The following is a 25,358-nucleotide window of genomic DNA, read 5'->3' on the forward strand; positions in this document are numbered from 1 at the left end:
TTACGGGAGGAGCGGTCATGGCACAGGTGAGAGTCGAGCGGACCGAGGACGGGTTCGTGGCCCGCAACGAGCGCGGTGCCGAGGTCGCCATGGGCGGCGGTGACGAGCAGGGGGTGTTCACCCCTGTCGAGCTGCTGCTCGCGGCGCTCGGCGGCTGCAACATCGTCACCGTGGAGCCGCTCACCGCCCAGCGCGGTCACCGGCTGGTCCGCCTGGCGATGACCGTCCAGGCGGAGAAGGTGGAGCCGACGCTGCTCGGGCCCATCACCGTCACCTACGACGTGGAGCTGCCGGAAGGCGACGACAAGGCCGACGAGGTCTTCCGCGCGGTGGCCCAGCGGGTGGAGGAGAAATACTGCACGGTGAGCCGGGCGCTGCGGGAGAAGAGCGAGATCCGGCTCGAACTCCCCGAGTGACCGCCGCGCCCGTGGGCGACCGGCACGGCCCCGGGACGGCTGCCGTGCTCGATGAACGGCCGCCTGTGTCCGGCGGATGACCGGAGGTCTCGCGGCGGCCGCCGCGCCCGGCCCGGGACCCCGGAGCTTGGTCTGGCAATACCGGGTCAACCCCGGCTGTAGGCCCAAAATCAACCCTTGGATGACGTCCTCGTTACATTTGGTTCTGTACTGTTGAAGCAGGTCAAGGGGTTCTGCGAAGCCCGGGGGGAGCATTGCAGAGACTTTTCACCGGATACAGGACGCGAGGGGGATCGCGTCCCTGAGCGGAGCCGCCGGAGTCTTGGGGGAGACGAAGGAGAGGCCCGCGAGGAGGCCGGGACCGGACAGTTGGGGGACTGTCCGGTCCCGAGTCTTTGGGGGTGGGGGCCGGACGGTTGGGGGACCGTCCGGCCCCTTTTCCGATCGTGGAGGGGGAGTCGCCCGGCCCCGCCCCCGCCAGGGGAGAGCGGGGATCCGTCCGATGTGCGCCACCGCCGGGGCTGCTGCTAGAGTTACCTCCGTTGCAAGCGCCGCTAGCTCAGTTGGTTAGAGCAGCTGACTCTTAATCAGCGGGTCCGGGGTTCGAGTCCCTGGCGGCGCACCACACAGTGAAGCCCAGGCCGATGACCATCGGCCTGGGCTTCACTGGTTCCAGGGGCGCCCGCTCACCCGCGCCGCCGTCGCCGGGTTCGGAAGCGACCTGATGGGGCGTGTGCGTCGTTTGTCGGTTATCGCGCTGGGGCAGAGCCCTTCCATGGGGATCGGGGGCGGCGTCGACGCCGTGGTGACGGCGCTCGTCTGGACCGCCGGCCCGGCGAGCGCGGCGGACATGGCGGCGGCGCGCCTGCAGATGGCCCTCTCGCTGGGCTGGCACATCATCCTGGCCTGCATGGGGGTCGGGATGCCCGTCCTGCTGCTGTCGGCCGAGTGGCGGGCGATCCGGACCGGCGACGGGGACTCCATGCGGCTGGCCCGGCGGTGGGCGAAGGCGACGGGGGTGCTGTTCGCGGTCGGGGCGGTCTCGGGGACGATCCTCAGCTTCGAGATGGGCCTGCTGTGGCCGGGGCTCATGGGGATCTACGGTGAGGTGATCGGCCTGCCCTTCGCGCTGGAGGGGATCGCCTTCTTCGTCGAGGCCATCTTCATCGGCGTCTACCTCTACGGCTGGGACCGGCTGCCGCCCGTGGCGCACCTGCTGAGCGGGGTGCCTGTGCTGGTCGCGGGGGTGGCCTCGGCGTTCTTCGTGGTGACCGCCAACGCGTGGATGAACCAGCCGGTCGGGTTCGTGATGGAGAACGGCCGGGTGACGGAGGTGTCCCCGTGGCGGGCGATGTTCAACCCGGCCACGCCGCCGCAGACGCTGCACATGATCGTGGCGGCGTTCATGGTCGCCGGGTCCGTCACCGCGGCGGTGTACGCGGTGGCGATGCTGCGCGGGCGGCGGGACCGCTACCACCGCCTGGGCTTCCTGATCCCCTTCACGATGACGGCGGTCTTCGCCCCGGTCCAGGTCCTGCTGGGCGACTACGCGGCCAAGTTCCTGGCCGACTACCAGCCGGCCAAGCTCGCCGCGGCGGAGGGGCTCTTCCTGACCCGCTCGGGCGCGCCGCTCAGCCTGGGCGGTTTCGCCGTCGACGGCGAGCTGCGCTACGCGATCGAGATCCCCAACGGCCTGTCCCTGCTGGTGGGCTACAGTCCGCGCACCGTGGTCGAGGGGCTGGACCGGGTGCCGGTGGCCGACCGCCCACCGGTCACCGCCGTCCACCTGGCCTTCGACACGATGGTGGGGATCGGATTCTTCCTGCTCCTGCTGTCGGTCTGGTACGCCACGGCCTGGTGGCGGCGGCGCGACCTGCCCCGCTCCCGCTGGTTCCTGAGGCTCGCGGCCGTCTCCGGGGTGGCCGCCGTCGTCGCGGTGGAGGCCGGCTGGGTCGTGACGGAGGTCGGCCGGCAGCCGTGGACGGTGTACGGCAAGCTGCGCACCTTCGACGCCGTCAACCCGGTGCCCGGCCTGTGGGCCGGGGCCGTCGTCGTCACCCTGGTCTACGTGGTCCTCACCGTCGCCACCGTCTACGTCATGCGGCGCTTGGCACGCGCCCCACAGAAGTCGGCAGCCCCCCAGGAACCGGAGTGATCCGATGGACGCGGCGCAGATCCTGCTGGTCGTGATGTGGGTGGGGTTGACGCTCTACGCGCTGCTGGCCGGGGCCGACTTCGGCGGCGGCGTCTGGGACCTGGTGGCGGGGCGCAGCCGTGCCGGCATGCCGCAGCGGCGCCTCATCGAGCACTCCATCGGGCCGGTGTGGGAGGCCAACCACGTCTGGCTGATCTTCGTGATCGTCGTGCTGTGGACCGGTTTCCCGCCGGTGTTCGCGGCGGTGATGTCCACGCTCTACATCCCGCTGACGCTCGCGGCGCTCGGCATCATCGCCAGGGGAGCGGCCTTCGTCTTCCGCAAGGCCAGCACGGAGCTGTGGCAGCAGCGCCTGTTCGGCGCGGCCTTCGCGCTCTCCTCCGTCCTGACCCCCTTCTTCCTGGGCACGGTCGCCGGGGCGGTCGCCTCGGGACGCGTCCCCCCGGGGCTGGCGGCCGGGGATCTCGTGAGGAGCTGGCTGAACCCGACCTCGCTGCTCGGCGGGGTCCTCGCGGTCGGCGTCTGCGCCTATCTCGCCGCGGTGTATCTGTGCGACGACGCGGTGCGGGCCGACCTGCCCGCCCTGGCCGAGGGGTTCCGGCGCAGGGCGGTGGCCACGGGGCTCGGCGTCGGCGCCGTCGTGCTCGGTGGCATCGCCGTGGTGCGCTGGGACGCCCCCCGGCTGTTCGGCGGCCTCACCGGCCGGGCGCTGCCCCTCGTCGTCGCCGGCGCCGTGCTCGGCCTGCTCTCGCTGGCCCTGCTGTGGCGGCGGCGCTACCTGGCGGTCCGGGTCACCGCCGCGGCGGCCGTCGCGGCGGTGATGTGGGGCTGGCCCCTGGCGCAGTATCCCGTCATGCTCCCTCCCGCTCTCACCGTCGGCGAGGCCGCCGCGACCCCCGCCGTGCTCGGCGCCACGCTCGCCGTCCTGGCCGTGGGCGCGCTGCTGGTGGTGCCGTCCATGGCGTGGCTGTTCCTGCTGCAGCGGCGCTCGCCGTACGACCCGGGCGCGCACGGCTGACGTCCGCTCGGGCCGGCCTCCCTCGCCAAGGGTGGCACCGGTGGGGGCGGCGGCCGTTCCGGACCGGTTGACCTCAATCAAAGTTGAGGTTGCAGAGTGGGGTCCGGCAATGACGAGCGGAGGAGTTTCCGATGAAGGCTGCTGCTTTTTCCGAGTTCGGCGGGCCCGAGGTGCTGCGGGTCATGGAGCTTGAGACCCCCGAGGCGGGTGCGGGGCAGGTCCGGGTGCGGGTCAAGGCGGCGGGCGTGCAACCGTTCGACGTCGCGGTGCGCCAGGGGTGGAGCCCGGCGGGGGTGACCGGGGGCCTGCCCCGGATCCCCGGCAACGAGTTCGCCGGGATCGTCGACCAGGTGGGCGAGGGGGTGAGCGGGGTCTCCGCCGGTGACGAGGTGCTGGGCTTCAACCTGCTGAACTCCTACGCCGAGTACGTCGTGGTCCCGGCCGAGAACGTCACGGCCAAGCCCGCGAACATGCCCTGGGAGGTGGCGGGCGGCTTCACCGCCGGCACCCAGACCGCCCACATCGCCCTCAGGCAGCTGGGGGTGGGGGAGGGGGACACGGTCCTGGTCCACGCCGCCGCCGGCTCGGTCGGCACCGCCGCGGTGCAGCTCGCCCGGCTGTGGGGGGCGCGGGTCATCGGCACCGCGCGCGAGGAGAACCACGACTACCTGCGCTCGCTCGGCGCGACCCCCGTCGCGTACGGCGACGGCCTGCTGGAGCGGGTGCGCGCCCTCGCCCCCGGCGGGGTGGACATGGTCCTGGACGGCGCGGGCGGTGCGGCGCTGGAGGTGTCGCTGCAGTTGGTGAAGGGCGAGCGTGTCGTCACGCTGGTCGAGCACGAGAGGGCGGAGGAGCTGGGGGTCCAGCTGACCCAGGGGGTGCGGCTGGCCTCCCGTCTCGCCGAGCTCGCCGACCTCTACGCCGACGGCAGGCTCACCTTCCACGTCCGCCGGACCTACCCGCTGGACCGGGCCGCCGACGCCCACCGCGAGGTCGAGACCGGCCACGGCCGGGGCAAGGTCGTCCTCGCCGTCGGCTGAGCGAACTTCAGATCATCTCCGCGTTTAACCGAGAGAAGTGTGGTGACACGCACACAACAAGTGACGTTTCCCATGTAAAGTCCGTTTTGAGGACCGTATGGCGGGGGGAGCCATCGTGAGAAAACTCATGCATGCGGCGGCACTGTTCATCGTCGCCACCTCTGGGATCGTCGCGACGGGGGCGTCTGCGCAGGCGCGGGATGGCAGCACGCCGGTTGGCCCGGACCAGTACCAGGCGCTGATGGACCAGTGCCGGTACGCCGACTCGGCGCGGCTGCAGAGCGAGTGTCGCTCGGCGGTCGAGCGCAACTACCGGATCGGGCGGGAGAACTCCGACCTCGACTGCCGGACCTACTCGGGGGTCACGGTCTGCGGGGAGCTGTCGCTCAGCAAGAGAGAGGCCGCGTGCGTCCAGCACTCGGTGGAGGCGGGGCTGACGGAGCGTCGATCCGAAGTCGAGTGCTACGCGTTCTACTGACCCCGCCCCGACGGCCCCGCCCCGCCCCGGGCCGGGAGGGCGGGGCCGCGGCGCGGGAATCGTTCTTCGGATGTGCCGCAACCTATGGCATCGGGGACCGAATTTTTAGTAAGGTTTCTTGTTAATAACGTGCTATCCGTCGGCCGTTGGACATGTCCCACCTCCATCCCCCTGTAGGAGGAGTCCACGTGCATCTGCGACACAAGGCGGCCACCGCGGCCGCCGCGCTCACTGTTGGATCTCTGCTCGCCCTGCTGCCGTCCGCCCCGGCGGTCGCGCACGGATCGATGTCGAACCCGCCCAGCCGCGCCTACGTCTGCAAGACGGAGGGGCCGGAGACCCCCAAGTCGGAGGCGTGCAAGGCGGCCGTCGCGGCCGGTGGCACCCAGGCGTTCTACGACTGGCACGAAGTCTCCCGGCTTGAGGCCGGCGGCAACCACCGTGCGATCATCCCGGACGGCAAGCTGTGCAGCGCCGGGCGTGACAAATATCGCGGGCTCGACCTCGCCAGGGCCGACTGGCCCGCCACCCGGGTCTCCCCGGGGCCGCTGACGATCACCTACCACGCGACCGCACCCCACGCCAACAGCAACTTCGAGTTCTACATCACCAAGCAGAGCTGGGACCCGACCCAGCCGCTGCGCTGGGCGGACCTGGAGCCCATCAAGACGTTCAACAACCAGAACCCCAGCACGTTCACGAACTGGACGATCAACCTCCCGCAGCGCAGCGGCCGCCAGCTCGTCTACTCGATCTGGCAGCGCGTGGTGGGCAGCACCGAAGCCTTCTACACCTGCTCCGACGTGGACTTCGGCGGCGGCACCACCCCGACGCCGACCCCCACCCCGACGCCGACCCCGACGCCGACCGTGACCCCGACACCCACCCCGACCCCGACCCCCACGCCGACCTCGACCCAGTCGGGCGGCGCCTGGAGCGCGGGCACCGCCTACACGGCGGGCACGCGGGTGACCTACGGCGGCCTGACCTACCAGTGCCTGCAGCCGCACACCGCGCTGCCGGGCTGGGAGCCGCCGAACGTCCCCTCGCTGTGGCAGCGCGTCTGATCCAGACCGGCCGGGGCGGCCACGACCGCCCCGGCCCCACCCCGGAGAGGAGTCCACGATGAAGCGCACCGCCCTCGCCGCCCTCGCCGTCCTGGGGGGCCTCCTGCTCGCCGGCTGCGGTGCCCACAGCATCCAGGAGCTCCGCGGTGACGCCTCCGCCGGGCATGGTGGCGCCCACGCGGGGCACGGCGCCGCCCGCACCCCGGGCGGGACCGCCGTCGCGGGCAAGGACTTCAACCCCGCCGACGTGATGTTCCTGCAGATGATGACGGCCCACAACGGCCAGGGCGTGGAGCTGGTCCGGCTGGCGCCGGTGCGGACCACCCGTCAGGAGGTCAGGACACTGGCGGCGGCGATCGCCACGACCCAGGAGGTGGAGGCCGCGTCGATGGCCGAACAGCTGATCGACTGGGGTCGGCCCATCGGCGCGGAGCCCGGCGAGCACGCCGCCCACGGAGGCATGCCGGGGGTGAGCAAGGCGGAGATCGCCGCGGTCGCCGGAGCGGCCCCGGCCGACTTCGAGAAGAAGTTCCTCAACATGCTGATCGCCCAGCAGGACGACGCCGTCCAGATGGCCAGGATGGAGGTGAGCACCGGCCTGAACGCCGAGGTCAAGGCGCTGGCGGCGCGGATCGACGCCTCGCGCACGGCGCAGATCAAGCAGATCCTGGCGCTGCTGGGCCAGTGATCGGACCGCGGGTCCGATGATCGATTTGTCCGCACGCTCTCCGGTATGGAATATTTCCTACCTAGTGTAAAGGAAATAGGGAGAGTCATGCGTAAGTTGTTCGGGGTCGTGGCAGGCCTGATCCTGGCCGGTAGCCTCGCCGCCTGCGGTGGATCCTCGACCGACACGGCCGAGCCCGCCGCGGCACCCAAGGCCGACGCCCCGCTCAAGGTCGGGGTGAACCCCGTGCCCCATGGCGAGGTGCTCAAATACGTCAAGGACAACCTCGCGGCCAAGGCCGGGCTGAACCTGGAGATCGTCGAGTTCACCGACTACGTCCAGCCCAACACCCAACTCGACGAGGGCAACCTGGACGCCAACTACTTCCAGCACATCCCGTACCTGGAGGAGTTCTCCAAGGGCAAGGACATCAAGCTGAGCTGGGTCGCCCCGGTCCACATCGAGCCGCTCGGCCTCTACTCCAAGAAGATCAAGAACGTCGCCGAGCTCGCCCAGGGCGCCTCGGTGGCCCTGCCGAACGACACCAGCAACCTGGGCCGCTCGCTCAAGCTCCTGGCCGACAACGGGGTGATCACCCTCAAGGAGGGCGTCGGTGTCAAGGCCACCGAGCGCGACGTGGCCGACAACCCCAAGGGCCTGCAGTTCAAGCCCCTGGAGGCGGCCCAGCTTCCCCGCTCCCTGGAGGACGTGGACGCCGCGATCATCAACGGCAACTACGCCCTGGAGGGCGGCCTGCAGCCGGCGACCGACTCCCTGATCCTGGAGAAGGGTGAGGGCAACCCCTACGCCAACGGCCTGGTGACCGTGCCGGCCAAGGTGGACGACCCCCGCGTCAAGAAGCTCGCGGAGATCCTCCAGGGTCCGGAGGTCAAGAAGTTCATCGAGGACAAGTACAAGGGAGCGGTCCTGCCCGCCGGCCAGTGACCTCGCCACCCCGCCACCCCGCCGCCGCGCGGCCCCCGCCGGGAATCTCGGCCGGGGCCGCGCGGCGGATCTGTTTCCCGGGGTGACCTGGGCCCTTCCGGGGCCGACGGGGCCGCACGCCCGCGTTTCCCCCCGAGGCCGGCGGGGGCGTGACGGCGGCCGGACGCCCGTGCTTCTCCCGGGATCGGCGGGGCCGTGACCGCGGCCGGGCGGCCGTGCCCCGTGGCGGGCCACGCGGCGCGACGTTTGAGATCCGTGTGGGGGATAGGGGATGAGGCGTTGGCTCGAAGGAGGGAATCCCATGACCATCGCAGGCGGCATCATCCTCATCATGCTCGGCGCCATTCTCACCTGGGCGGTCGAGTTCGACATCGCCGGGTTCGACATCAACATCGTCGGCGTCATCCTGATGCTCGGCGGTCTCGCGTGGCTGCTGTTCGCGATCTACCGCCTCAGCGTCGCCCGCCGGGCCGTGGAGACGCCCACCACCACGGTGGTCGAGGACCCGGTGACCCACCGTCGCGTCTACGAGGAGCGCCACTACAACGACCCCCCGGTCGTGTGACCCGTCCACTCCGCGGTACGAGAGCCGAGGTTTCCAGGGCCTGACCGCCCACTCCGCGCCGGTGCGCCCGTTAGCGTCCGCGCGTGCCGGGTAGGTGGGGCCTCTCATCAAGTGTGAAACGGAGGACGGGACGTTGAGCAGGGTCGTATCCCGAGGGACGAGCGCCGTGAGCGGAATGCTCGGCGGTGCCATCGCAGGAGCCATCTTCAAGCAGGTCTGGAAGTTCGCCTCGGGCAAGGATGACGCGCCCCAGGCGACGTCCGACGAGTACGGCTGGAGGGAGATCCTGGTCGCGGCGGCCATCCAGGGCGCGATCTTCGGCGTGGTCAAGGCCGCGATCGACAGGTCCGCGGCGCGGAGCATTCACCGAGCCACCGGCAAGTGATCTCGCCCGGGAGCCCCCGGCCCGTCTGACGGACCGGGGGCTCGGCGCGTCCCCGCGGAGATCCGGGCCGGGGGTCCCCGCGGAGATCCGGGCCGCGGGTCCGGGCCGGGAGTCCCCGCGGAGATCCGGGCCGCGAGTCTGGGCCGGGGGCCCGAGGGGCGAGAGCCCCGCGACTCCGGGGCTCCGCCGGGCCCGTCAGGCCCTCGCCCGGCGGGTGACCGCGGCGGCGACGGCCCCGCCGGCCAGGGTGAGGGCGGCCAGGCGACGGTGGCGGGAGAGCCAGGCCTGCGGGCTGCGGGCGTGGGCGCGGCGGCCGAAAGTGCCGTGGGCGCCGTAGTCGTCGTCCTCGTCGGCGGGCCTCCACAGGTTGGCCACGCCCGTGGGGGGCTGGGCCGCCGTCTGCTGGCTGTCCCGGCCGGTCCGGGCCAGATAGCGGTCGAGCAGCCCGGGGGCGATCCGCTGCGCGAGCAGGGTGGCGGCCGTCGAGCCACCCACCCAGTATTCGCGCCGTCCGGGGTGTTCGGCCGCGTGGACCAGCGCCCGGGCGGCCACCTCGGGCTCGTAGATCGGCGGCACCGGCTGCGGGTGGCGGCCCAGCTTGGACAGCACCCAGGAGAACTGCGGAGTGTTCAGCGCGGGCAGCTGCACCATGGTGATCTGGATCCCGCTCCGCTCCCCCAGCAGTTCGGTCCTGACCGACTCGGTGAACCCCTTGATCGCGTGCTTGGCCCCGCAGTAGGCCGCCTGCAGCGGGATGCCCCGGTAGGCCAGAGCCGAGCCGGTCTGCACGATCACTCCCCGGTTGCGGGGGCGCATCAGATCCAGCGCCACCCGCGTCCCCCAGACATAGCCGAGGTAGGTGACCTGGGTGGCCCGCTCGAACTCCTCCGGTGTGATCTCGGTGAAGGGGGCGAAGACCGACGAGAAGGCCACGTTGATCCAGACGTCGATCGGCCCGACCTCCCGCTCGATCCGTTCCGCGGCATCCCTGACCTGCTGGTAGTCGGACACATCGGCTTCGTAGACCAGCCCGGCGCCACCCGCCGCGCCGGCCTCCACCGCGGCGGAGCCGAGACCGGCCGTGCCCCGGGCGATCAGTGCCACGGTGGCGCCGCGGGCGGCCAGCCGCCGGACCACCGCCCGGCCCACCCCGCCGCTGGCCCCGGTCACCACCACGACCTTGTTCTTCATGATCGGTTCCTCCTCCGGTTCAGGCGGCACCCGTACCCGGGCAGGCACCGGTCATGCCGAGTGACCGGCCGCGAGAGGTGAGCACGTCCGTGTAGACGGCGACGGTCTGGTCGGCGACCCGGCCCCAGCCGTAGCGGGATCTCGCCCGGCCGGCGGCGGCGACGCCGTAGGCGGTGCGCCGGAACGGGTCGGCGAGCAGCTCGCGCAGGGCGCGGCCGAGAGCGGCCGGCTTGCGGGGCGGCACCAGCAGGCCGGTGACGCCGGGGACGACCGTGTCCAGGTGGCCGCCCACGGCGGAGGCGACCACCGGCACGCCGCAGGCCATGGCCTCCAGCGGCACGATGCCGAACGGTTCGTACCAGGGCACGCTGACCACGACGTCCACCGCGCGCATCAGCGCCGGGACGTCCTGCCGGGCCACCCTGCCGAGGAACCGGACACGGTCCGCCACGCCGTACATGCCGGCGATCCGCGCCAGGCGGGCCGGCTCCGGCTCGCCGGGGGAGCCGCCCGCGACCACGAGCGTGGCGTCCGGAACGTGGCGCAGCGCCCGGATCGTGGTCTCCACCCCCTTGCGCGGGACCGCCCGGCCGACGGCGAGCAGGACCGGCCCGGGGCCGAGGTCCATCCTCGGGCCGGTCGGGGTGAAGGCGTCCAGGTCGACGCCGCAGGGGACGATCCGGGTGCGGACGCCGGGCGCCCGCATCCGGCCCAGCTCCGCCACCTCGTCGGCGCAGGTCGCGATGACCGCGTCCACCTGGCGGGCGATGAGCTTCTCGGTCCCGACGCGCTCGCGCGGGCTGGTGTCGGCCGGCCCCTGATGACGCCGCTTGACCGTGCCGAGGGCGTGGAAGGTGTGCACGGTGGGCACCGCGGTGTCCTGGGCGGCGGCCAGCGTGGCCAGGCCGCTCATCCAGAAATGGCTGTGGGCCAGGTCCGGCGGGGTGGCGTGCCAGCGCCGGGCGAGCCACCGGCCGAAGTCCGGCATCCAGGGGAGCAGGTCGTCCTTCGCCATGGTCTCGGCGGGGCCGACCGGGACGTGGACCACGGTGACCCCGGGGGCGAAGCGGACCTCCTCCGGCTGGGCGGTGGTCTCCCTGCGGGTGTAGACGGTCACCTCGTGTCCCCGCGCGCCGAGGGCGCGGGAGAGGGCGGCGACGTGGACGTTCTGTCCCCCGGCGTCGGCACCGCCGACGGTGGCCAGAGGGCTGGCGTGTTCGGACACCATCGCGATCTTCATGGGCACGGCTCCCGTGGCGCGGCATGCGGCGGCGACGTGCCTGCGTCTTAGGCATCCGACTGGCTCTCCTTCCCCTCATGAGCGTTTTAAACGCGTTTGACCTCGGGTTTCTCGGGAACGCGACCGCTTTGAAGAGAGGAGTTCAACGATGGAGGCGCCGCAGTACGTCGCCGCGCGTGTGCAACGCGCGCTGGCCGAGGACGAGAGAACCCACGAGCTCGGCATCCGGGTGGACGTCCGGGGTGAGCAGCTCTTCCTGCGCGGCCAGGTGACCGGCGCCGAGCGCCGCGCGCTGATCGCCGACGTGGCGGGCGAGGCGGCTCCCGGCCTGACGGTCCACAACGAGATCACCGTCATGGACGTCCGGGGTCCGGGGGAGGAGGAGAGGCTGTGAGAGAGCTGCGGATCGCGGCGGTCGGAGACGTGCACCTGGACGAGAGTCTGAGGGGGAGCTACCGCGCGCGACTGGAGGGCGTCGAGGAGCACGCCGACGTGCTGCTGCTGGCCGGGGACCTGACCCGGCACGGCACCCTGGAGGAGGCGCGGGTGGTGGCGGAGGAGTTCCGCGACCTGCCGATCCCCGTGGTCGCCGTGCTCGGCAACCACGACCACCATTCCGACCTGCCCGCCGAGATCGCGGCCCTGCTGTCCGGTGCCGGGATCACGGTCCTGCACGACGACTCGACCGTGCTCGACATCGACGGAGTACGGCTCGGCGTGGTCGGCGGCAAGGGCTTCGGCGGGGGATACGCCGGCAAGTGCGCCAGCGATTTCGGCGAGCCCGAGATCAAGGCGTTCGTCGGGCACACCAAGCGGATCGCGGAGCGCTGGCGGGTGGCCCTCAAGGAGCTCCAGGCGGACCGGAGGGTCGTGCTGTCGCACTACTCGCCGGTCAAGGACACCCTGCACGGGGAGCCGCTGGAGATCTATCCCTTCCTCGGCAGCTACCTGCTGGCCGAGGCGGTGGACGCGGAGGGCGCCGACCTGATCGTCCACGGTCACGCGCACGCCGGGACGGAGAAGGGCGTCACCCCGGGGGGCGTCCGGGTGCGCAACGTGGCGCTGCCGGTGCTGGGCCGGGCGTACGGGGTGTACTGCCTGTAGTCCCGGAGGCCCTGCGGCGGTGAAATCGCGAAGAGATGAAACCACGGAGAAATGAAGTCGTGAGGGCGTGAAGAAGCGGGCCGGGTGAGAACCCGGCCCGCTGAGGCTTCTGATGGTAATTCGGGGCGACTTGGTGTTTGGTGCGGACGTTCTGCGAGCCATCGCCCGCATCACACATTGAAGATGCTCACACCTCCGGGACCGACGAGGAAGCCGAGGACGATAAGGACGATCCCCCAGAGGAGGTCGCGGCGGGCCAGGATTACATAGATCCCGGCGACGACGAGAACGACTGCGATGATCCAGAGCAAAGTAGCCATAACTAGGGACTGCCCTCACAATTCACGACTTAACATCCTTGCTCCGATACAGATCGACAATTGGCTGCAGAATCCAGAGCCAGCCGCTGGCCAGCGCGACCGTGCCACCGAACAGCACGGCCGGCCAGCTGTTGATGACCGTCTCCGCGACGAGGGCCACCGAGCTGGTCATCGCGATCGCCAGTCCCACCGCTCCGGCGACGCCGAGCTCGTTGGCGCGGTGCAGCATCTTCTCCTTCAGGCCCGTCCGGAAGAGCAGGCGGTGCTGGGCGGCGGGGGTGATGAAGCAAATGGAGGCCAGCGCGGCGCTCAGCAGCGCGATGAAGAACAGCCAGCGGCCCAGGAGGTCCACCTTGTGGAAGCCGGCGGCGAAGGGCAGCGTCAGCAGGAAGGCGAACAGGACCTGGACACCGGTGACGGCGACGCGCAGTCCCTGGAGCAGCTCGGCGAGCTCCCGGTCCACCCGCTCTTTGTGGCTCTCTCCCGGCTCCGGATTCTCCGTCCTGCTGCTCTCATCGGGCCCCGCCTCTTCGTTCTGTACCTGTTCCGGCTGATTCATGCGGGCCACCTACCCGAGTCAAGGTTTGCCATGCCTACCTGGAGATCTACGGGGTAGGCGAGGGAAATGGGAAGCCACAGTCACGAGGTAACCGATGCGATCCTGGAAACACTGAAGCGGGCGAGCAGCGGGCTGAAGGACGCGGACGTCAGGTTCGCACTCGCCGGGGGGTGCGCGGCGTATGCGCGCGGAGCCGCGCCCTCGCTGCACGACGTGGACTTCGTCCTGCCGCAGGAGGATGTGCCGACCGCCCTGGAGGCGCTGCGCGGACTGGGTTTCGAGACGGCCAAGCCTCCGGAGGACTGGCTGGTCAAGGCGTACGACGAGGGAAGGCTGGTGGACCTGATCTTCTCCATCTGCGACCACCCCGTCACTCCGGCACTGCTGGAGCGCGCCGAGCCGATGAAGGCGTCGGCGATGATCCTGCCCGTCCTGGAGGCCACCGACCTGGTCATCTCCTGGCTGCTGCCGCTCTCGGAGCACAGCTGCGACTACAGCTCGCTGCTGCCCCAGGTGCGGGCGCTGCGCGAGCAGGTCGACTGGGAGCGGGTCGCGGCGGTCGTCCAGGCATCGCCGTACGCGTTCACCTTCCTGACCCTGCTGGAGCGGCTCAAGGTGATCCCCCACCTCCCCGAACCCGCCGACGACCCGTCCTGGCCCTGACCGCCCCGGCCCTGCGCGCCCTGGCCCTGGCCGCCGCCCTCGGTGGTCCGCACCCGGGCCCTGCCGCGGCTGCCTCCGGGCGTCGCGGGAGGGCCCGGGGCGTGTGAAGAAGGCTCGGCGCGGGAGGGACTCGGGTTTGGGAGGAGCTCGCGGGAGGGGCTCGGTGTGGGAGGGGCGCGGCCTGGGAGGGGCTCAATGTGGGAGAAGGGTCAGGACGCGGCGGGAGGGCCCCGCCTGGCGGCGGGGCCCTCCCTGTTCACCGTGCGCGTCAGTACGTGGCGCCAGGGCCGCCTCCGAGGGGGAAGCGGCTGTAGTAGTCGCCGACGGTGTCGCGGTAGACGGGCTCCTTGAAGGTGGCCTCGTCGAATTCCGGAGCGTGCTTGATCTCGTCCTTGGTGCGCGAGACGTAGATCTTGCGCTCCTGCGGGTCGATCCGGGTGACCGTGCTCGCCGGGAGCATGACCTTCTTACCGAAGATCCACGGTCCGGTGTCGACGACGAGGTAGCTCTCGCCGACGTCGTAGGTGGCCTCGTCGACGGAACCGATCTTTCCGTCGGTGGCCTCTACGTGATAGCCCGCAATGTCGAGGCTCTTGTTGACGTCGTAGACATCGGTCCGGTAGGTCCAGAGCTCGGACGACATAGTTCGTATCTCCCTTTCGGTTGATTCTCCGGGCTCAACTCTCGTACCCGAGGCATGAGGGCTAAACGGAACACGCGCCATCGAATGGAATTAAATCCACGACTTGCCCACTCACATGGAGAATCATTGGATGTGATCAGAGCTCTTACCGGTCGAGATCAGCTCCAGAACCTGACCTCGGGATAACGGCGGGAGGGCCGTTCGAGCAGCGGCTGGGACCGCTTGCGCAGATGCAGGTCGAAGAAGGCGCCGACGTATTCGCGGGTGACCTCCACCGAGCGGGCCCCGGAGACCGGGAGGCCGAGGTCGATGCCGGACTGCTCCAGGAGCAGCGGGTAGTCGGTGAAGGACCCGTGGTCCCCGCCGTCGAGGGTGAGCCAGCGCTTCCAGCCGGTCATGCCCTTCCAGTCGCGGCCCCACGTGAAGTCCTTCCCGCCCGGCTCGTGGACCTCTCCGGCGCCCAGCATGAGGAACGGCCGGGAGAGCCCCTCGCCGGGGATCGGGACGAAGAAGGTGCCGTCCATGTTGATCCCGGCGCGCACCCGGGAGTCGTTGAGCATGGTCCAGGCGGAGCTGTTGCCCCCGATGGAGTGGCCCGCCATCGCGATCCGGGAGCGGTCGATCAGCCCGCCGCCCTTCCAGGCGGGACTCGGCCCGGTCAACCGGTCGAGCACGAAGGAGACGTCGGCTGTCCGGCTCCTGGTCGCCTTGTCGCCGAACTTCCAGAGGTCTTCGGCCTGCTCGTCGCAGGCGACGCAGGTCGTGGTGTGGCCGTCGGGGAAGGTGGTGCCGTAGGCCTCGTGCGTGTGGTCGATCCCCGCCACGATGTAACCCCTGCTCGCCAGGTCTTCGGCCAGGGCCGTCAGCGAGCTGCGCGACATGGTGAACCCCGGCGAGAGCACGACGAGGGGCACGGCGTGCCTGCGGCCGATCGGCGGGACGTCGACGAGCGCGTTGGTCCGGATCTTGCTCAGGGCGTCTCCGGGCACGCCGGTGATCTTCTGCCCCTTCAGCGTCAGCGCCGACTCCTCGGCGGTCATGTAGGGGGCTCGCCGTCCGTGGGATGTCCGCGCGGGGTACCACAGCGAGACCATGAGCTGCCGTGACTTCTCCTCGGGGACCCACGGGTCCGGGCGGGAGCCGTCGACCAGGTGCAGGGTCGTCATGCCCACCCGGTGCGGGCCGGTCGGCCTGGGCAGGGCGAGGGCCGACTTCGGCGCGGTGGGGGCGCCGCTCGGCGAGGGGGAGGGGAAGGCCGGTGCGGCGGGTGCGCCGGCCGCCGCGGCGGCCGGCGTCGCGAACGCGAGCAGTGCGACGGCGGCGGCCAGGGCGCCGCGAAGAATCGAGGTTGGCATGGGCACACCCTCCCGGCGCGGGGCCGGGAGCGCCTCGGCCGAGGGGCGGTCGGAGAGCTGCGACTTTCGTAGGGGGTCGGCCCGACGTTCGTCGCGGGCGCGTTCCACCGGAGCGCCTTAGGCTCGGACCCGTGGAGTACGGCGAGGCGGCACCGGTCGGCGGCCAGGTGCTGAGGCGGGTCAGCCATCTGATCGACCGGAGCGGCCCCTGGGCGCTGGGCCTGGCCGTCCTACTGCTGTCATGGGTGTCCGGAGACGGCCTGACGCAGGCGCCCTCGCTCTGGCGGCATCCCGGCTTCCTCCCGGTGCTGGCCGCGTCGGCGCTGGCGGCGGGGGCCGTACGGCGGACCCGGTGGCCGCTGTCCGTCATGGCCGCCGTGGGCTGGGTGTCGTTCGGGCTGTGGCCCGCGGTGGTCATCGCCTCCTACCACGCGGGTACGGGCCTGCGGCGGCTGATCGACGTCGTGGCCTACGCCCTGGCCGCCACCGCGGTCATGGGCGGGTCCGTGGTGGCCGACGCGGTGGCCGACGGCGCCCGCCGCACCGTGACGGAGACCGTGGTGGACGGCGCCATGCCCCTGGCGGCGCTGGTGGCCCTGCCGCTGGTCGCGGGCCTGTGGGTGAACGCCCGCCGGCAGGTGGTCGTCGCGCTGCGCGAGCGCGCCGAACGGCTCGAACGCGACCAGCGGGACCGCACCGACCGCGCCCGGGCGCAGGAGCGCACGCGGATCGCCCGCGAGATGCACGACGTCGTCGCGCACCGGGTGTCGCTGATGGTCCTGCACGCCGGCGCGCTGGAGGTGCGGACCTTGGAGGAGCGCAGTGCGCAGGAGGCCGCCCTCATCCAGGCCATCGGCCGGGAGGCGCTGGTCAACCTGCGGGAGGTGCTCGGCGTGCTGCGCTCGCCCTACCCCGGCGCCGTGGCGGTCGGCCCCGACGGCGGCGGGAGCGGCCCCGGCGGCGGCGAGGGCGTCCCCCTCGCCCCGCAGCCGACGCTCGCCGACCTCGACCGGCTCCTCGACCAGTCGAGGTCGCTGGGCATCCCCGTCAGCCGGCACGACGAGGGCATGGCCCGCCCGCTGCCGGCCATGGTGGAGCGGACCGCCTACCGGCTGGTCCAGGAGGCGCTGACCAATGTCCACAAGCACGCCGGTGACGCGTCCGCGGCCGTCTTCCTGCGATATCTTCCCGGGACGTTCGAGGTGGTGGTGGACAACGGCCTGTCGACGGCGGCGGCCGAGCCGCTGCCCGGCGCCGGGCTGGGCCTGACCGGGCTGCGCGAGCGCGTCGAGCTGGCGGGCGGCGAGTTCGAGGTCGGCAGGCTGCCCGGCGGCGGGTTCAGGACGTCCGCCCGGCTTCCGGCGGAGCGGGTGGAGGGGGTCGTGTGATCCGAGTGCTGATCGTCGACGACGAGGTGCTCGTCCGGTCGGGCCTGCGCATGATCCTGGAGGCCACCGGCGACGTCGTGGTCGTCGGTGAGGCGTGCGAGGGCGCCGAGGCGGTCGGCGCGGCCGTCCGGCTCAGCCCGGACGTCATCCTCATGGACGTCCGTATGCCCGGCATGGACGGCCTCTCCGCCGCGGCGGAGATCGGCAGGCTGCCCGATCCCCCCAAGGTGATCATGCTGACGACGTTCGACATCGACGAATACGTCCACCTGGCCCTCCGTGCCGGCGCGGTCGGCTTCCTGCTCAAGGACACGCCGCCGAGAGACTTCGCCGCCGCCGTCCGCACGGTCGCGGCCGGCAACGCCATGCTCGCCCCCACCGTCACCAGGCGGTTGATCAGCTCCTTCGCGGAGAAGGGGCCGTCGCCGGCCGAGGCGGCGCGCAAGCGGCTCGCCGTGCTCACCTACCGTGAGCGCCAGGTCCTGCGGGAGGTCGCCCGGGGCCTGTCCAACGCCGAGATCGGCCGCGAGCTGACGATGAGCGAGGCGACCGTCAAAGCGCACGTCAGCAACTCCCTGGCCAAGCTCGGCCTGGCCAACCGGGTCCAGGCGGCGATCCTCGTCCACGACGCGGGCCCGTTCCCGGGCTAGGCGGGGACGGACCGGGGCTGCTCTCTGGCGGGGCCGCGACCGGCACATGTCATCTCACGTACGGACCATGGCTCCGAATCCGGTATTCTTGTCGAGGTCAAGCGCCGCTAGCTCAGTTGGTTAGAGCAGCTGACTCTTAATCAGCGGGTCCGGGGTTCGAGTCCCTGGCGGCGCACCTGACGGGAAGCCCGGCCGTGTCACGGCCGGGCTTCCCGCGTTTCCCGGGCTCTCCGCGTTTCCCGGGTGGCCGCACCCCTTCCGGATGATCGGTGTGGCCACTGGGCCGCATCACCGCGTGGATCGATGGGTATAGCCGAATAGAGCAATGTTCGTACCCTTCAAGCTCCTTGTCTGATTCGCGAAAAATGTCGGTATCAGGCGAGACGATGGAGATGAGAACACGAGGCTGACGATCAACGGGCACCGCCGAGGTTCCGTGTAACCGGCAGGTCCCGGAGAGAGGGGCAGATGATGCCGACCACGATGAGCGTGTCCGACCTGGCAAAGATCCTTTTCGCCTCCACGTTGCAGGCATCCGACCATCCCTCGCCGGAGCAGGTGCGTACGGTCATCGAAGACGGTCTGCGCGCCTGTCACGAGGACATCGCCTCCTGTGCCGCCTGCGTCGCGCAGGAGGCCGGAGACCATCCCGAGACGTACGAGGCCCGGATGCGCTGGGCCCTCAGCGCGGCCGTCCAGGTCGACCCCGCCACCCTCGCCGTGCCCTGACCGCCCGGCGGTGACGTGCCGGTCCCTGCCCTGACCGCCTGGTGGTCCCGCGCTCTGACCGCTTGACGGTGACGCGCCGGCCCGTGTCCTGGCCGCTTGGCGGTGACGTGCCGGTCCGTGTCCTGGCCGCCTGGTGGTGACGCGCCGGTCCGTGTCCTGGTCTCCTGGTGGTCCCGTGCGGCCCGCGCGCTGGACGGAGTGCTGTTCAGGTCGGCTCGGCCCGGTGGGCCCCCGCCGGGTGGGTGGCCGCTCCCGGACGGAACGGCGCGAGGACGGCCGCCGCGCCGGCGGCCGCCATGACCGGCGCCACGACGGCGAGCAGGCCGGTCATCGCCCAGACTCCCCGGGAGATGAGATTGTCGAAGCGGTGTCGCAGGCGCCTCACTCGTGAAGCCTCCCTGTTCTCGCTTGGGTGATCTTTCGGCGGCCGGGGGTGATCGCGACCCGGTGTCGGGAGAGGCGGGGAGTCCCGCGACAGAGCCGGGGGCGGCGAGTCCCGCGACAGAAAGGCTCTGGCCAGACCCCGCGGGGGTCTGGCCAGAGCTGGGGGGGCGGGTGGGGCTAGCTGACGTTGGCGCAGATCACGTAGACGCTGATGCCGACGTCGCTGTAGTTGTTCTGGCGGCCGAGGCCGATCCAGCCGGCGCCGTCATCGGTGGGGAAGGAGCCGACCAGGATCGCGTCGTTGCCCTGCGCCTCGGCGCCGCCGCCGACGGCCTTCTTGCCGCTGGGGCAGCGGACCGTGCGGCGCTGGAAGTTGGGGACGTTGGCGTTGGGCAGCTTGACGATCTGGTAACCCGTGAAGTCGGCCGCCGCCGGGGCCGCCGCCGGCGCGGAGGCTCCGGCGGGCGTGACGGACAGCGCCGTCAGGCCCGCGCAGCCGACGAGGGCGGCCAGGGCGATGGTCGTGAGCCTCTTGCTTCGCATGGTGTCTCCCGGGACAGGGGGTGCTGGAGTGGTCACGGAAAGTAAATAAGCTGCTACACGGAGTGTCCAGCCTTGGTTTTGTCACCGCGCGGTGAGTTTCGCCGACTCGGGTTGCTGTGGTCATCCCCGGGCGGCGCCTCCGCCCCGGATGGTGGCCCGGGGTGTCGCGCACCCGGCGGCCGGCCGCGGACAGCTCCTGGTAATGAGAGCGCTCTCACATGTGAAGGGATGGCTGGCGCCCGACCGGCGATCGGCCTTCCGGCGGTCTCTGTCGTGTTTCTCTGGCGCGATGAGCCCATGTTTCGCGGGAGACCTCTCCCGCCTGCACTTCTTTCCTTTACTTATCCGTTACCGAAGCGAAACATTGACGCCAATGGAACGGGCCGTTACTTTCGCGGTCAAGAGAGCGCTCTCTCGATCAGCCCGCCTCGGATCCCCCCACTTCTCCCGGAGGCACCCCCCATGCATCCATCGAGCCGGACCACGGGTCCGGACAGTCCGCAGCCCCGCGAAAGGCGGCCCGCCCGCCGTCCCTGGACCCGCGGGCGCGCCCTCGTCGCCGGCGTCGCCGCCGCGATGGTGGCCGGCATGTTCGGCCTCGGCCTCACCCGTTCCGCGGAGGCGGCGCCGGTCGGCGCCGGCAGCTACGCGGACACCCTGCCCGCCGGCCGCTCGCTGCCGACCGGCTGCGGCTCCGTCTCCACCAACCCGCGCCAGTGGGTGACCGCCAACGCGCCCGCGGGGGCCGTCCCGACCAACGACTGGTGGTCGTCGATCCTCTACAAGCGGACCGACTGCGCCTACGGCGAGCCGCTCCACGCCCACCCGATCTCCTACGACACCTTCGGCGACGGCCTCGGCTTCTCCTACACCACCACCCCGGCGATCAGCGGGACGGCGACCGGGGTGGGAGAGTTCCACTACCCCTACGTCCAGGACATCCGGGTCGGCGTCGCCGGGCTGAACTCGCCCGACGTCAAGGTCGACGGCTGGAGCGACTGGACCGTCACGCCGTACTGGAGCGGTGGCGGCCGGACCATGAAGGCCACCATCGGCCACGGCCTGCCGTTCGCCTACTTCCAGGTCACCGGCGGCGACGCGCGGATCACCACCTCGGGTGCCCCGGCGGTGTGGTCCAACAGCGGCGCCACCGTCGGTTTCACCGCCAACGGCCACGACTACGTGGCCTACGCCCCCGCCGGCGCCACCTGGACGGTCGCCGGGACGACGATCAGCTCCTCCCTGGCGGGCAAGGGCTTCTTCTCGGTGGCGGTGCTCCCGGCCGGCGGTGACCGCGCCGCCCTGGCGAGCACCTACGGCCAGTACGCGCACGCGCACGTCACCGGCACCCGCGTCTCCTACTCCTACACCCCGGGCAGCGCCACGCTGAGCACGACGTACGCCTTCACCACCACGGCCAGGCAGGGCACCGCCACCGGCACCGTCATCGCGCTCTACCCGCACCAGTGGAACCACCTGACCGGCTCCACGCCGCTGCCGCAGACCTACACCTCCGCGCGCGGCCAGATGAAGATCGTCACCGGGACGCAGTTCAGGACGTCGATGAAGTACACCGGCGTGCTGCCCGAGGTGCCCGCCGTCGGCGACGGCGGCGGAGCCGACCTCGCCACGGTCACCGCCCTCCTCAACGCCGAGCAGGGCAACCCGATGGACAACCGGGGCGACGACACCTACTGGACCGGCAAGGGACTCGGCCGCGCCGCCCGCATCGCGGAGATCGCCGACCAGCTCAACCTGACCTCGGTCCGCGACGCGGCCCTGGGCGCCATCCGCACCCGTCTCACCGACTGGTTCACCGCCTCGCCGGGCAAGACCTCACGGGTCTTCTACCTCGACCCCACCTGGGGGACGCTGATCGGCTACCCGGCCTCCTACGGCTCCGACCAGGAGCTCAACGACCACCACTTCCACTACGGCTACTACATCGCGGCCGCCGCGACCCTGGCCAAGTTCGACCCGGACTGGGCGCGGGCCGGCCGCTACGGCGGCATGGTCGACCTGCTGATCCGTGACGCCAACAACTACGACCGCGGCGACACGCGCTTCCCCTACCTGCGCGACTTCGACATCTACGCCGGTCACGACTGGGCGTCGGGCCACGGGGCCTTCGGCGCGGGCAACAACCAGGAGTCCTCGTCCGAGGGCATGAACTTCGCCAACGCCCTGATCCAGTGGGGCCAGGCCACCGGCAACACGGCGGTCCGCGACGCCGGCGTCTACATCTACACCACGCAGGCGGCGGCGATCCGGGAGTACTGGTTCGACGTGCGCGACCAGAACTTCCCCGCGGCCTTCGGCCACAGCACGGTCGGCATGGTCTGGGGCGACGGCGGCGCCTACGCCACCTGGTTCAGCGCCGAGCCGGAGATGATCCAGGGCATCAACATGCTGCCCGTCACCGGCGGCCACTTCTACCTGGGCGACAACCCCGGCTACGTGACCACCAACTACAACGAGCTGACGAGGAACAACGGCGGGCCGCCCACGGTGTGGCGGGACATCCTCTGGGAGTTCCTCGCCCTCGGCAACGGGGACGCCGCCCTGGCGAACTTCCGCGCCAACAGCGGTCTCACCTCCGAGGAGGGGGAGAGCAGGGCGCACACCTTCCACTGGATCCGCAACCTGGCCGCCCTGGGCACGGTGGACACCTCGGTCACCGCCGACCATCCCCTGGCCAAGGTGTTCAGCAAGAACGGCGCCCGCACCTACGTGGCGTCCAACATCACCGGCGCCGCGATCACGGTGACCTTCTCCAACGGCACCGTGCTCAACGTCCCGGCCGGCAAGACGGTCACCTCGGGCGCCCACACCTGGAGCGGCGGCAACGCCGGCGGCGGCTCCGGTCCCACCCCGACGCCCACGCCCACCCCGACTCCCACTCCCACCGTGGGCCCCTTCGCCGCGACGCGCTACCCGCAGGCGGGCGGGGGGCTGCCGGGCGCCCCGGGTACGGCGGGCACCGTCACGCTGGCCGCGGCCAACGGCAACCACGACGGCACGCCCGTGAACGCGCAGGTCTTCACGGCCACCGGCCTGACCGCCGCCCACAACGGCGGGGCCACCGCGTTCGACCTCTCCGTGGACGCGGGCACCACGGTCGCCAACGGCGTCCAGCTCCGGGTCTCCTATGACCTGACCGGTGACGGGAGTTGGGACCGGGTGGAGACCTACCGCTACTTCGCCACCGACCCGGTGGCCGGCTGGGAGCACTACACCCAGGCCGCCGGCCTGCAGTCCTCCTCCGGAACGCTCGGCGACCTGTCCGGCGGCCGGGTGAGGGTGGAGGTCTGGAACGCCATCGGCGGCGGCACGACCACCCTCGGCACCGGCGACCGTTCCCTGGTACGGCTGCCGTTCGGCTGATCCACCACGAAGGCGCCGATCCGCCGGAAGGCGCGGCCCACCGGAAGGCACGGCCCACCGGAAAACGCGGTCCGCCGGAGGACATGGTCCGTCCGAAGGCGCCGGCCTGCCGGAAGGCGCCGGCCTGCCGGAAGGCACCGGTCCCCCGGAAGGCGCCGACCTGCTGGAAGGCGCGCTCCCGCCGCGGGAGCGCGCCTTCCGCGGCGGGCCGGTCCTCCGGCGCACGGGGTGGCCGGGGTCGGGGGATCCCGGCCACCTCTCGCGCACACCGGCGCGCTCTCTCGCCGACGTGCGCACGTTCGTTTCCCGGAGCGGGGGAAGGGGTCCGGAAGAAGGGACGGCTGACCGGAGGGCGACCATCCAGCATGGGTAGTGTTCCTCTCTTATGTATGACTTTGAGCGCAGGGGGTGACCGGGTTGACCATGTCGACCCCGCCGGATACCAGCTCTGGGATCCGAAAATGGTTACTTGACGGTCTGCACCGGCCTGATCTGAAGACCCCCGGGCCCCACCACGAAGAGACTCCGCACAAGCAGCACGCCTGGTGGCAGGTCATGTGCCTGACCGGCGTCGACTACTTCTCCACCCTCGGCTACCAGCCCGGCATCGCCGCCCTGGCCGCCGGGACCCTCAGCCCCGTCGCCACCCTGCTGCTGGTCGCCCTGACGCTGTTCGGCGCGCTGCCGACCTACCGCGCCGTCGCCAAGGAGAGTCCCAACGGCCTGGGCTCGCTGTCGATGCTGGAGAGCCTCCTGCCCGGCTGGCGTGGCAAGCTGCTCGTGCTGTTCCTGCTCGGTTTCGTGGCCACCGCCTTCATCGTGACGATCACCCTGTCGGCGGCCGACGCCACCGCGCACATCCTGCACAACCCGTTCGTCCCCGAGACCTGGCAGGGCTGGCAGGTGCCGGTCACCCTGGTGCTGATCGCGGCGCTCGGCACGGTGTTCCTCATGGGCTTCAGCGAGGCGATCTCCATCGCCGTCGTGCTGGTCGCCGTCTACCTGATCCTCAACGTGGTCGTGCTGGCCGTGGCCGTACAGCACGTCGTCGCCGACCCCAGCGTGATCACCGACTGGCGGACGGCGCTGACCGCCGAGTACTCCAGCCCGATCGCGATGATCGCCGTCTCCCTCTACGTGATGCCCAAGCTCGCCCTGGGCCTGTCCGGGTTCGAGACCGGCGTGGCGGTGATGCCGCTGGTCAAGGGCGACCTGACGGAGCGGATCAAGGGTGCCAGGAAGCTGCTGACCACGGCCGCGCTCATCATGAGTGTCTTCCTGATCACCTCCAGCTTCGCCACCACCCTGCTGATCCCGGCCGAGGAGTTCGCCGAGGGGGGCAAGGCCAACGGGCGCGCCCTGGCCTACCTGGCCCACGGCTACCTCGGCGACTGGTTCGGCACCGCCTACGACATCAGCACGATCGCGATCCTGTGGTTCGCCGGAGCCTCCGCGCTGGCGGGCCTGCTCAACATCGTGCCGCGCTACCTGCCGCGCTACGGAATGGCGCCCGACTGGTCACGCGCGGCCAGACCGATGGTGCTGGTCTTCACACTCGTGTCCTTCGCGATCACCTTCGCCTTCGGCGCGGACGTGGAGTCCCAGGGCGGCGCCTACGCCACCGGCGTGCTGGCGCTCATCCTGTCGGCCGCGGTCGCGGTGACGCTCTCGGCGTGGAAGAAGGGCCGGCCGAAGGTCGCGATCCCGTTCGGGACCGTCACGCTGATCTTCGCCTACGCGACGGTGGCCAACATCATCGAGCGCCCCGACGGCCTGGTGATCGCGCTGTTCTTCGTCCTGGCGATCGTCGTCACCTCGTTGATCTCCCGGGCCACCCGGTCGACCGAGCTGCGGGTCACGAAGATCACCATGAACGACGAGGCCCGCCGGTACATCAACGAGGCCGCCGAGATCCATCTGATCGCCAACGAGCCGAACGCCCGCGACTGCAAGGAGTACGTCGACAAGGCCCGTGAGGCGTGGGAGCGCCACCGGCTCCGGCGTGCCGAAGGGCTGATCTTCCTGGAGGTGACGGTCCCCGACGCCTCGGAGTTCACCTCCGAGCTGCGGGTGATCGGCGAGGAGCGCTACGGCTTCCGCATCCTGCGGGTGGAGAGCGCCACCATCCCCAACGCGATCGCGGCGATCCTGCTCCACCTGCGCGACGAGACCGGCAAGCAGCCCAACGTCTACTTCCACTGGGCCGAGGGCAACCCCGTCGGCGCGCTCCTGCGGTATCTCGTCTTCGGCGGCGGGGACGTCCCCCCGCTCACCCGCGAGGTCATCCGCCAGGCCGAGCCCGTCGCCGAGCGGCGCCCCATGGTCCACGTCGGCTGACCCGGCGATAGCCGCGCCGGCCGCGTGGCCTCCGGCCGGCGGCCCGCGCCGTTACGCACATGTCTCCTGACTGTCGCCCGACCCGCCGGACGGGACGGGTATACCTTGATCAGTCTGGACAGCAGCCGGCGC

The 25,358-nt window shown here is 71.2% G+C and carries 26 protein-coding genes and 2 tRNA genes; 20 read left to right on the top strand and 8 right to left on the bottom strand.

Annotated elements, in window-relative coordinates; translation table 11 throughout:
• The first annotated feature begins 17 nt into the window (after nucleotides 1–17).
• From J2S55_RS24430 to J2S55_RS24480, 11 genes are all read left to right on the top strand, one after another.
• Nucleotides 18–416: an OsmC family protein gene (locus J2S55_RS24430; RefSeq protein WP_306865308.1), complete on the top strand. Its 399-nt coding sequence runs from the start codon at nucleotides 18–20 to the stop codon at nucleotides 414–416.
• A gap of 548 nt (nucleotides 417–964) precedes the next feature.
• Nucleotides 965–1,041: transfer RNA gene (locus J2S55_RS24435), tRNA-Lys, on the top strand.
• A gap of 150 nt (nucleotides 1,042–1,191) precedes the next feature.
• The gene (locus J2S55_RS24440; protein ID WP_306865310.1) at nucleotides 1,192–2,571 is read left to right on the top strand and encodes a cytochrome ubiquinol oxidase subunit I; all 1,380 of its coding nucleotides are present in this window, start codon (nucleotides 1,192–1,194) and stop codon (nucleotides 2,569–2,571) included.
• A gap of 4 nt (nucleotides 2,572–2,575) precedes the next feature.
• On the top strand, nucleotides 2,576–3,589 hold the full coding sequence (locus J2S55_RS24445; RefSeq protein WP_306865312.1) for a cytochrome d ubiquinol oxidase subunit II: 1,014 nt from the start codon (nucleotides 2,576–2,578) through the stop codon (nucleotides 3,587–3,589).
• A gap of 131 nt (nucleotides 3,590–3,720) precedes the next feature.
• Nucleotides 3,721–4,629 (top strand): NADP-dependent oxidoreductase, encoded by a 909-nt coding sequence (locus J2S55_RS24450; RefSeq protein WP_306865315.1) that lies wholly within the window; start codon nucleotides 3,721–3,723, stop codon nucleotides 4,627–4,629.
• Nucleotides 4,630–4,744: 115 nt separating this feature from the next.
• Nucleotides 4,745–5,107, top strand: coding sequence for a hypothetical protein (locus J2S55_RS24455; protein WP_306865317.1), 363 nt, complete (start codon nucleotides 4,745–4,747; stop codon nucleotides 5,105–5,107).
• 188 nt (nucleotides 5,108–5,295) lie between these two features.
• Nucleotides 5,296–6,174 carry a lytic polysaccharide monooxygenase auxiliary activity family 9 protein gene (locus J2S55_RS24460; RefSeq protein ID WP_306865320.1) on the top strand — a complete coding sequence of 293 codons (879 nt, stop codon included), beginning with the start codon at nucleotides 5,296–5,298 and terminating at the stop codon, nucleotides 6,172–6,174.
• A 58-nt stretch (nucleotides 6,175–6,232) separates the two neighbouring features.
• Nucleotides 6,233–6,862 carry a DUF305 domain-containing protein gene (locus J2S55_RS24465; RefSeq protein WP_306865322.1) on the top strand — a complete coding sequence of 210 codons (630 nt, stop codon included), beginning with the start codon at nucleotides 6,233–6,235 and terminating at the stop codon, nucleotides 6,860–6,862.
• 87 nt (nucleotides 6,863–6,949) lie between these two features.
• A complete protein-coding gene (locus tag J2S55_RS24470) occupies nucleotides 6,950–7,786 on the top strand; it encodes a MetQ/NlpA family ABC transporter substrate-binding protein (RefSeq protein WP_306865325.1) in 837 nt (278 codons plus the stop codon).
• Between the two features lie 301 nt (nucleotides 7,787–8,087).
• Nucleotides 8,088–8,351 (top strand): DUF6458 family protein, encoded by a 264-nt coding sequence (locus J2S55_RS24475; RefSeq protein ID WP_306865328.1) that lies wholly within the window; start codon nucleotides 8,088–8,090, stop codon nucleotides 8,349–8,351.
• Nucleotides 8,352–8,517: 166 nt separating this feature from the next.
• Nucleotides 8,518–8,736 carry a DUF4235 domain-containing protein gene (locus J2S55_RS24480; RefSeq protein ID WP_306865329.1) on the top strand — a complete coding sequence of 73 codons (219 nt, stop codon included), beginning with the start codon at nucleotides 8,518–8,520 and terminating at the stop codon, nucleotides 8,734–8,736.
• 195 nt (nucleotides 8,737–8,931) lie between these two features.
• Here the strand turns inward: J2S55_RS24480 and J2S55_RS24485 are convergent, their stop codons facing one another.
• Complete coding sequence (locus tag J2S55_RS24485; RefSeq protein WP_306865334.1) at nucleotides 8,932–9,927, bottom strand: SDR family oxidoreductase; 996 nt, start codon at nucleotides 9,925–9,927, stop codon at nucleotides 8,932–8,934.
• A 19-nt stretch (nucleotides 9,928–9,946) separates the two neighbouring features.
• Complete coding sequence (locus J2S55_RS24490; protein ID WP_306865337.1) at nucleotides 9,947–11,167, bottom strand: glycosyltransferase; 1,221 nt, start codon at nucleotides 11,165–11,167, stop codon at nucleotides 9,947–9,949.
• Between the two features lie 148 nt (nucleotides 11,168–11,315).
• On the opposite strand from J2S55_RS24490, the gene J2S55_RS24495 reads away from it, so the two are divergent.
• Nucleotides 11,316–11,561: a BON domain-containing protein gene (locus tag J2S55_RS24495; RefSeq protein WP_306865339.1), complete on the top strand. Its 246-nt coding sequence runs from the start codon at nucleotides 11,316–11,318 to the stop codon at nucleotides 11,559–11,561.
• On the top strand, nucleotides 11,558–12,271 hold the full coding sequence (locus tag J2S55_RS24500; protein WP_306865341.1) for a metallophosphoesterase family protein: 714 nt from the start codon (nucleotides 11,558–11,560) through the stop codon (nucleotides 12,269–12,271). The genes J2S55_RS24495 and J2S55_RS24500 overlap by 4 nt, the downstream gene beginning before the upstream one ends.
• A gap of 170 nt (nucleotides 12,272–12,441) precedes the next feature.
• Here the strand turns inward: J2S55_RS24500 and J2S55_RS24505 are convergent, their stop codons facing one another.
• Together J2S55_RS24505 and J2S55_RS24510 are read right to left on the bottom strand one after the other, a co-directional pair.
• The gene (locus J2S55_RS24505) at nucleotides 12,442–12,591 is read right to left on the bottom strand and encodes a GPGG-motif small membrane protein (protein ID WP_012894286.1); all 150 of its coding nucleotides are present in this window, start codon (nucleotides 12,589–12,591) and stop codon (nucleotides 12,442–12,444) included.
• Between the two features lie 22 nt (nucleotides 12,592–12,613).
• Nucleotides 12,614–13,150, bottom strand: a complete 537-nt coding sequence (locus J2S55_RS24510; protein WP_306865352.1) for a DUF6328 family protein — start codon at nucleotides 13,148–13,150, stop codon at nucleotides 12,614–12,616.
• Between the two features lie 66 nt (nucleotides 13,151–13,216).
• Between J2S55_RS24510 and J2S55_RS24515 the strand changes: the two genes are divergently transcribed.
• Nucleotides 13,217–13,813 carry a nucleotidyltransferase family protein gene (locus J2S55_RS24515; RefSeq protein ID WP_306865355.1) on the top strand — a complete coding sequence of 199 codons (597 nt, stop codon included), beginning with the start codon at nucleotides 13,217–13,219 and terminating at the stop codon, nucleotides 13,811–13,813.
• A 268-nt stretch (nucleotides 13,814–14,081) separates the two neighbouring features.
• Here the strand turns inward: J2S55_RS24515 and J2S55_RS24520 are convergent, their stop codons facing one another.
• Both J2S55_RS24520 and J2S55_RS24525 read right to left on the bottom strand, forming a co-directional pair.
• Complete coding sequence (locus J2S55_RS24520; protein ID WP_306865358.1) at nucleotides 14,082–14,456, bottom strand: PRC-barrel domain-containing protein; 375 nt, start codon at nucleotides 14,454–14,456, stop codon at nucleotides 14,082–14,084.
• Nucleotides 14,457–14,614: 158 nt separating this feature from the next.
• On the bottom strand, nucleotides 14,615–15,811 hold the full coding sequence (locus tag J2S55_RS24525) for an alpha/beta hydrolase family protein (RefSeq protein WP_306865361.1): 1,197 nt from the start codon (nucleotides 15,809–15,811) through the stop codon (nucleotides 14,615–14,617).
• Nucleotides 15,812–15,942: 131 nt separating this feature from the next.
• On the opposite strand from J2S55_RS24525, the gene J2S55_RS24530 reads away from it, so the two are divergent.
• The 4 genes from J2S55_RS24530 (at nucleotide 15,943) to J2S55_RS24545 (ending at nucleotide 18,578) form a co-directional block, all read left to right on the top strand.
• On the top strand, nucleotides 15,943–17,199 hold the full coding sequence (locus J2S55_RS24530) for a sensor histidine kinase (RefSeq protein WP_306865364.1): 1,257 nt from the start codon (nucleotides 15,943–15,945) through the stop codon (nucleotides 17,197–17,199).
• Nucleotides 17,196–17,849 (top strand): response regulator, encoded by a 654-nt coding sequence (locus J2S55_RS24535; RefSeq protein WP_306865367.1) that lies wholly within the window; start codon nucleotides 17,196–17,198, stop codon nucleotides 17,847–17,849. The genes J2S55_RS24530 and J2S55_RS24535 overlap by 4 nt, the downstream gene beginning before the upstream one ends.
• Nucleotides 17,850–17,950: 101 nt before the next feature.
• Nucleotides 17,951–18,024 (top strand) — tRNA-Lys (locus J2S55_RS24540).
• A 314-nt stretch (nucleotides 18,025–18,338) separates the two neighbouring features.
• Nucleotides 18,339–18,578 carry a hypothetical protein gene (locus J2S55_RS24545; protein ID WP_306865370.1) on the top strand — a complete coding sequence of 80 codons (240 nt, stop codon included), beginning with the start codon at nucleotides 18,339–18,341 and terminating at the stop codon, nucleotides 18,576–18,578.
• A 205-nt stretch (nucleotides 18,579–18,783) separates the two neighbouring features.
• Here the strand turns inward: J2S55_RS24545 and J2S55_RS24550 are convergent, their stop codons facing one another.
• Both J2S55_RS24550 and J2S55_RS24555 read right to left on the bottom strand, forming a co-directional pair.
• Nucleotides 18,784–18,963 carry a hypothetical protein gene (locus tag J2S55_RS24550; protein WP_306865373.1) on the bottom strand — a complete coding sequence of 60 codons (180 nt, stop codon included), beginning with the start codon at nucleotides 18,961–18,963 and terminating at the stop codon, nucleotides 18,784–18,786.
• A gap of 176 nt (nucleotides 18,964–19,139) precedes the next feature.
• A complete protein-coding gene (locus tag J2S55_RS24555) occupies nucleotides 19,140–19,505 on the bottom strand; it encodes a hypothetical protein (protein WP_306865375.1) in 366 nt (121 codons plus the stop codon).
• 462 nt (nucleotides 19,506–19,967) lie between these two features.
• On the opposite strand from J2S55_RS24555, the gene J2S55_RS24560 reads away from it, so the two are divergent.
• Both J2S55_RS24560 and J2S55_RS24565 read left to right on the top strand, forming a co-directional pair.
• A complete protein-coding gene (locus J2S55_RS24560) occupies nucleotides 19,968–22,889 on the top strand; it encodes a glycosyl hydrolase (protein ID WP_306865377.1) in 2,922 nt (973 codons plus the stop codon).
• Between the two features lie 555 nt (nucleotides 22,890–23,444).
• The gene (locus tag J2S55_RS24565) at nucleotides 23,445–25,226 is read left to right on the top strand and encodes an APC family permease (RefSeq protein WP_306865380.1); all 1,782 of its coding nucleotides are present in this window, start codon (nucleotides 23,445–23,447) and stop codon (nucleotides 25,224–25,226) included.
• Nucleotides 25,227–25,358 lie beyond the last annotated feature (132 nt).

The sequence above is a fragment of the Streptosporangium brasiliense genome (assembly GCF_030811595.1).
Lineage (GTDB): Bacteria > Actinomycetota > Actinomycetes > Streptosporangiales > Streptosporangiaceae > Streptosporangium > Streptosporangium brasiliense.